Source organism: Corallococcus sp. CA054B, assembly GCF_003611625.1.
GTDB classification, from domain to species: domain Bacteria; phylum Myxococcota; class Myxococcia; order Myxococcales; family Myxococcaceae; genus Corallococcus; species Corallococcus coralloides.
This window is the reverse complement of sequence record NZ_RAVY01000023.1, coordinates 62644-69256: the sequence shown is the minus strand read 5'-3', so window position 1 is coordinate 69256 and position 6613 is coordinate 62644. Positions and strand designations below refer to the sequence as shown.

The 6613-nt window shown below is 70.4% G+C and carries 6 protein-coding genes; 3 read left to right on the top strand and 3 right to left on the bottom strand.

Annotation, left to right across the window (positions count from 1 at the left end):
- Positions 1–123: 123 nt before the first annotated feature.
- Positions 124–1629 carry a carboxypeptidase M32 gene (locus D7V80_RS08745; RefSeq protein ID WP_120587715.1) on the bottom strand — a complete coding sequence of 502 codons (1506 nt, stop codon included), beginning with the start codon at positions 1627–1629 and terminating at the stop codon, positions 124–126.
- Between the two features lie 44 nt (positions 1630–1673).
- Here D7V80_RS08745 and D7V80_RS08740 point away from each other — a divergent pair, with 44 nt between their 5' ends.
- Positions 1674–2216 (top strand): hypothetical protein, encoded by a 543-nt coding sequence (locus tag D7V80_RS08740; RefSeq protein ID WP_014399318.1) that lies wholly within the window; start codon positions 1674–1676, stop codon positions 2214–2216.
- 43 nt (positions 2217–2259) lie between these two features.
- On the opposite strand, the gene D7V80_RS08735 is transcribed toward D7V80_RS08740, so the two are convergent.
- A complete protein-coding gene (locus D7V80_RS08735) occupies positions 2260–3888 on the bottom strand; it encodes a peptide chain release factor 3 (protein ID WP_120587714.1) in 1629 nt (542 codons plus the stop codon).
- 33 nt (positions 3889–3921) lie between these two features.
- Between D7V80_RS08735 and D7V80_RS08730 the strand changes: the two genes are divergently transcribed.
- Positions 3922–4407, top strand: a complete 486-nt coding sequence (locus D7V80_RS08730; RefSeq protein ID WP_233585219.1) for a RidA family protein — start codon at positions 3922–3924, stop codon at positions 4405–4407.
- On the opposite strand, the gene D7V80_RS08725 is transcribed toward D7V80_RS08730, so the two are convergent.
- On the bottom strand, positions 4404–5513 hold the full coding sequence (locus D7V80_RS08725) for a hypothetical protein (protein WP_120587713.1): 1110 nt from the start codon (positions 5511–5513) through the stop codon (positions 4404–4406). The genes D7V80_RS08730 and D7V80_RS08725 overlap by 4 nt on opposite strands.
- Positions 5514–5673: 160 nt before the next feature.
- Here D7V80_RS08725 and D7V80_RS08720 point away from each other — a divergent pair, with 160 nt between their 5' ends.
- Entirely contained in the window at positions 5674–6579 is a 906-nt protein-coding gene (locus tag D7V80_RS08720) for a helix-hairpin-helix domain-containing protein (RefSeq protein ID WP_120587712.1), read from the top strand.
- Positions 6580–6613 lie beyond the last annotated feature (34 nt).

The window sequence follows — 6613 nt, the reverse complement described above, 5'->3', positions numbered from 1 at the left end:
TCGACCGCGCAGCTACTGCGCCAGGTGCGCGCTGCATTCGGACGCCTCGGCCGCCATCATGCGGCCCTGCGTGGCTTCTTTGCCCACGCAGGGCTCTCCCTTCATGGACTTACCTGAAGGGGATTAGAGCTTGATGCCGTACAGCGCGCCATACTTCGCGCGCAGGTACTGGAGGAAGTCCCGGTCCGTGAGCCCCTCGCCGGTGATGGCGCGCACGCGCTCCTCCGCGGGCAGCCGGAAGCCGTGCGAGTGCAGGTTCGCGCGCAGCCACCCCAGCAGTGACGACGTGTCGCCCCTGGCGAGGTCCGCCTCCAGCGACGGCAGCGCCCGGTTCGCGGCGGCGTACAGCGAGGCCGCGTACAGGTTGCCCAGCGAGTACGTGGGGAAGTAGCCCAGCTCGCCCCAGGCCCAGTGGATGTCCTGGAGCACGCCCTGCGTGTCGTCCGGGGGCGTAATGCCCAGGTAGCGCCGCATGCGCTCGTTCCACGCGGACGGCAGCTCCGACACGGGCAATTCGTCGCGCAGCATCGCCAGCTCCAGCTCGTAGCGCAGGGCGATGTGCAGGTTGTACGTCACCTCATCCGCCTCCACGCGGATGAGCGACGGCACCACGTGGTTGATGCCCGCGTGGAAGCCGTCCAGGTCCACGTCCGCCAGCGCCTCCGGGAAGGACTCCTTCAGCGCGGGGAAGTGGCTCACCCAGAAGGCGCGGCCTCGGCCCACCAGGTTCTCCCACAGGCGGGACTGGGACTCGTGCAGGCCCATGGAGGGCACGGACGCCAGCGGCGTGCGGTGGTGCTCCGCGGAGAAGCCCTGCTCGTACAGGCCGTGGCCCGCCTCGTGGAGCGTGCCGAAGAGGGCGGCCGGCGGCCACGTCGGATCCAGGCGCGTGGTGAGGCGCACGTCCTGCGCGTGCACGCTGTTGGTGAAGGGGTGGATGCTCACGTCCTGACGGCCCGACTCCAGGTCGAAGCCCACGGCCTTGAGCAGCCGCATCGTGAACTGCCACTGCTGGCCGGTGTCGTAGGTGCGGCCGGAGAGGAACGCGGGGAAGGCCCGCTTCTGCTCGCCCAGCGCGGCCACCATGGGGATGAGCGCGTCGCGCAGCGCGGTGAGCACCGGCGTCAGGCGCTTCACGCGCATGCCGGGCTCGAAGCCTTCCAGCAGCGCGTCGTAGCGCTCGCCGTCGTGGCCCTGCGCGTCCGCCTGTTCGCGGCGCAAGGCCAGCAGCGCGGACAGCGCGGGCTGGAAACGCTCGAAGCGCTTCGTCGTGCGCGCCTCACGCCAGGCCTGGAGCCCCTCGCCCTGCGCCTCCGCCAGCGCGGTCACCAGCCGGGCGGGCAGGCGCACCGCGCGGTCGCGCTCCCGGGTGAGGACGCGCACCATGGCGCGCTCGTCGGGCGTGAGGGCCTCGAAGTCCGGGCCCCCTTCCCCGGCGCGGGCCAGGGCTTCCCCCAGGCGCGGGTCCACCAGCCGCTCGTGGTGGATGGCCTGGACGGTGGCCAGCTGCTGGGCGCGGCCGGAGGCCGCCTTGGAGGGCAGGTAGACCTCCCGGTCCCAGGAAGCCAGGTTGATGACGCTGTTCAGGTCGTTCAGCTCATGCATCCGCGAGCGCAGCCAGGAGTCCATGGCCTGTGTTTCTAGCGCGCTTCCAGGGTATGAGGACGCCCGCGATGGCCAACATCCTCCAATTCTTCATGGCACCCGACGACGAGGTCGCCTTCTTCCGTCACCTGGAGCGGCACGTCCTGGAGGTCTACCCCCGGCGCGTGCCGCCGGACTGGGTGCCCTTCCGGGCCACCCCGGACAACATCCCGCGTCTGCCGGAGGAGGACCTCTACCTGGTGGCCAGCGAGATTGGCCCCGCCATGGTGGACAAGGTGAAGCGCGGCCCGGACAAGGGCTTCTGGCGCATCGACGAGGTGCGCTCGCCCGTCATCTTCATCGAGCGCTCGCGCCGCAACGAAGAGGGCGAGTTGCTCAGCGGCAAGATGTGGGTGGAGCTGGAGGTGACGTCCCAGACGGGCCGCCGCGACGCGGCCCCGGACAAGTTCCGCCGCCTCTACATGGAGGTGGAGGAGTTCGTGAAGAAGACCTTCCGCCGGGGTGACCCGAAGGACTTCTTCGTGGGCAACCGCGCCGCGCGCCTCTTCAAGGAGGGGCTGGTGCTGCGCGACTCCGCCTTCCGCGGCGGCACCGTGGTGCCGCACAAGTAGCCGCTTCCGGGCCGGGGGGCCTTCCCCCGGCCCTAAAGCGTTCCTAGCTGCCGGTCGCGGCCGACGCGGACTGGCGCAGGAGCGGGGCCTCGGAGAGGAACTTCAGCTCCGGGTGCTTCTCCTCGGCGTGCTGGAGCGCCCAGTCGTCGCGGAAGAGCACCAGGGGCAGCCCGTCGCGGTCCTGCACCGTCTGGCGGTTGCCTTCCCAGTCGAACGACTTCGGCTCGAAGTTCTGCCCCACCACCCACCGGGCGTGGCTGAAGGGCAGCCGGTCCAGGGCGATCTTCGCGCCGTACTCGTGCTCCAGGCGGTACTGGAGCACTTCGAACTGGAGCGCGCCCACCACGCCGACGATGGGGTCCTTCATGCCCATGGCGAGCTGCTGGAAGATCTGCACCGTGCCCTCTTCGGACAGCTGCTCCAGGCCCTTCTCCATCTGCTTGCGGCGCAGCGGATCCTTCGAGCGCACCACCGCGAAGAACTCCGGGCTGAAGCGCGGCACGCCCTCGAACAGCACGTCCTGAGCGCCCTCCGCCAGCGAGTCGCCGATGCGGTACAGCCCCGGGTCGAACAGGCCGATGACGTCCCCCGGCCACGCGTCTTCAATGGACGTGCGCTCGGCGGCCATGAACTGGCTGGGCTTGGCGAGCCGCACCTCCTTGCCCAGGCGCGAGTGGAACGCGTTCATGCCCTTCACGTAGCGGCCGGACACCACGCGCATGAACGCGATGCGGTCGCGGTGCGCGGGGTCCATGTTCGCCTGGATCTTGAAGACGAAGCCCGCGAACTTCGGGTTCGTGGGTTCGCGCGGGCCCTGCGTGGTGGGGCGCGACGTGGGCGCGGGCGCCAGGTCCAGGAACGCGTCCAGGAAGGGCCGCACGCCGAAGTTGGTCATCGCGCTGCCAAAGAACATGGGCGACAGCTGGCCCGCGTCCGACTTCTCGCGCGTGAACTCGTCCCCGCCGATGTCCAGCAGCTCGATGTCCTCCCGGAGCTTCGCCAGCTCGTTCTCCGTGAGGACCGTCTTGATCTCCTCCGAGTCGATGGGCACCGAGCGCTCCGACACTTCCGACTCGCCGTGCGAGCCCTCCGCGGAGAACACGTGCACCACGCGCGCCTGCCGGTCGTAGACGCCCCGGAACTCCGGCCCCATGCCAATGGGCCAGTTCATGGGGTACGAGCGGATGCCCAGCACCTGCTCCAACTCGTTCATCAGGTCGAGCGGCTCGCGGCCGAAGCGGTCCAGCTTGTTGACGAAGGTGAAGATGGGGATGCCGCGCATGCGGCACACCTTGAAGAGCTTCTTCGTCTGGGGCTCCACGCCCTTCGCCGCGTCAATGAGCATCACCGCCGCGTCGGCGGCGGACAGCGTGCGGTAGGTGTCCTCGGAGAAGTCCTGGTGGCCCGGGGTGTCCAGCAGGTTCACCGCGTGGTCGCGGTAGCTGAACTGGAGCACGGAGGAGGTGACGGAGATGCCGCGCTCCTTCTCCAGCTCCATCCAGTCGCTGGTCGCGTGGCGACGCGCCCGCTTGGCCTTCACGCTTCCGGCCAGGTGGATGGCGCCGCCGTAGAGCAGCAGCTTCTCCGTCAGGGTTGTCTTTCCCGCGTCGGGGTGGGAGATGATGGCGAAGGTCCGTCGCCGGGCGACCTCCCTCTCGAGCTCGTTGGCCATGATCCGAGGCCAACTATCACGGGCGGTCGTTCCTTGCAGCTGTGCAAGCAGCGCCTGGAGGTCCGGCCGGGCTCCGGCCCTCCGGGGCAGCCCTCCCTCAAGCCCACATCGGAGCACGCCATGCAGCGCATCCTCCATGCCACGGGCACCCCCTGGGAGCCCCGGGTGGGCTACTCGCGGGCGGTCCGCACGGGCCCCTTCGTGTCCGTGTCCGGGACCACCGCCACGGACGCGGCCGGCCAGCTCGTGGGTGAAGGGGACGCGTACCGGCAGGCGGCCCAGGCGCTATCCAACATCCGCGCCGCCCTGGAGGCGGTGGGCGCCCGGCTGGAGGACGTGGTGCGCACACGCATGTACGTCACCGACATCTCGCGCTGGGAGGAGATTGGCCGCGCCCACGGTGAGGTGTTCGCGGCCATCCGCCCCGCCACCTCCATGGTGGAGGTGAAGGCGCTCATCGACCCGCGGATGCTGGTGGAGATTGAAGCGGACGCGGTGGTGGCGTCCGCCCTGCCCTAGAACTCGGCGGTGACGTCGCCGGGCACGATGCCGGGCGCGCCGGGGTTGCCGGGCTCGGGCGTCAGGTCGTTGCCGGTGCCCTCGGGGGGCATCAGGTCGCCGCGCAGCTCCACCGCGGGGCAGGCCTGGCTGCTGCCCACGCGGCTGCCGGGCACATCCATGCAACCCAAGCCCCCGCCGCAGTCGACGAGGACGCGGTAGAGCTCCTTCTCCTGCGCGTCCCAGCAGGAGATGCCCAGGTAGTAGCCGTTCTCCGGGATGTTGCCGCCCCAGGCGCGCACGTCCGCGCGGCCGCCGGTGCCGGGGATGTGGCGCACGGTGGAGAGCACCCACTCCTTCTCGGAGGTCGCGGTGTTGGGGAGGTTGTACGGGGCGAGCACGCGCACGCGGGTGACGCCGGTGGCCTGGAGCCTGTGGCCCACGAAGGAGCCGGTGACGGCCTCATGCGTGTCTCGGTTCGGGGTGAAGCTCTCCAGCCGGTACGCCAGCGACTTGCTGCCCTGACCGAAGTGGGCGAACGACATCATCAGCTTGCCCCTGCCCCGGTGGGACGGGGCCACCGCTTTCAGGTTGTCCAGGGAGATGGCCAGCGTGCCCCGGCCGCGGTGCGCCTCGCCGTCGCGCTTGAGCGCGCCCGCGGCGATGAGCTTGTAGGCGGCGTCGTCCGTGCTGTTCAGCGGACGGGCCTCCAACTTCCACTCGTAGCGCTGGGCCTCGCGCGGGTCCTTGTGGATGGAGAGCTTGAAGGTGGCGTTGGCGCGCTCCTGGGGGCCGTACACATACACATCATGGGGCTGCTCGTTGGCGGCCTGCTTCGCCAGGTCCGCGATGGGCACCAGCGCCAGCCGGAGCGTGTCGTTGAGCGCCTTCACCTCCAGGCGGGCCCCCTCCAGCATCGCGGCGCCCTGGCCATCGAGGGACGCCTCCACCTGCCCCAGGTCCTGGGCCACGAGCGCGGCGCCGTCCTGCGCGAGCGCGTCCGTGTTGATTTCGAGCGACGTGCCCGCGAAGTCCGGCAGGGCCTCCAAGGCTTCCTGATCATCCACGCGGCACCCCGCCGACAGCACCAGGGTCGCGGCTACCGCCAATGTCTTGCTCCAGCGCATGGTCATCCTCCCGGTCGCAAGGTTCGCATGACTGCCTGCTGTCCCTGCCAACCCGGCGGACGCGGGGCGGGGAATTTCCGCTCGTGAGGGTCCGCCGTGTGCGCCGGTGTCGGCGCGCGGGGTGGCTGTCCTCCCGGTGGGTCCCTACCTTCCAGGTACCATGGGCGTTGAATGGAAGAGCAACATCGACATCGCGGACGCGCTGGAGCGGGTGGCGGACCTGCTGGAGACGCAGGACGCGATGCCCTTCCGGATAGGGGCCTACCGCAAGGCGGCGGCGACCATCGCGAACTGGCCGGACTCCGTGGCGCAGGTGCTGGCGGCGGAGGGAGAGGCAGGCCTGCGGGCGCTGCCCGGCGTGGGCAAGAGCATCGCGGCCACGGTCACGGAGCTGGTGCGCACGGGCCACCTGGGGCTGCTCGACCGGCTGGAGGGTGACGCGTCCCCTGAGAGCCTGCTCGCCAGCGTGCCCGGCATTGGACCGGAGCTGGCGAAGCGCATCCATGACGCGTTGGACATCACGACGCTGGAGGCGCTGGAGCTGGCCGCGCACGACGGACGGCTGGAACGTGTGGAGGGCTTCGGGCCCCGGCGCGCGGAGCAGGTGCGCGAGGTGCTGGCGGCGCGGCTGGGGCGCAACCGGCGCGAGCGCGAACGAGCGCGCTCTCACGGGGGTGAGGACGGGCCGCGTCCGTCGGTGGCGCTGCTGCTGCGGGTGGACGCGGACTACCGGCGCAGGGCGGAGGCCGGGGAGCTGCGTCGCATCGCGCCCAAGCGCTTCAATCCCTCCGGCGAGGCCTGGCTGCCGGTGATGCGCGAGCACATGGACGACTGGAACTTCCGCGCGCTGTTCTCCAACACGGCGCTGGCGCACCAGCAGAACGCCACGGATGACTGGGTGGTCCTCTACTACGACCAGGACGACGTGGAAGGCCAGGTCACCGTGGTGACCTCCCACGTCGGCCCGCTCAAAGGCAGACGCGTGGTGCGCGGGCGCGAGGATGAATGCCTCGCGTACTACGCCCGCAGGGACGCGGCGCACGAAGCACCGCACGCGGGGGCCTGAGTCCCCAAAGCAACACGGGGCAGGCAGTGCATGA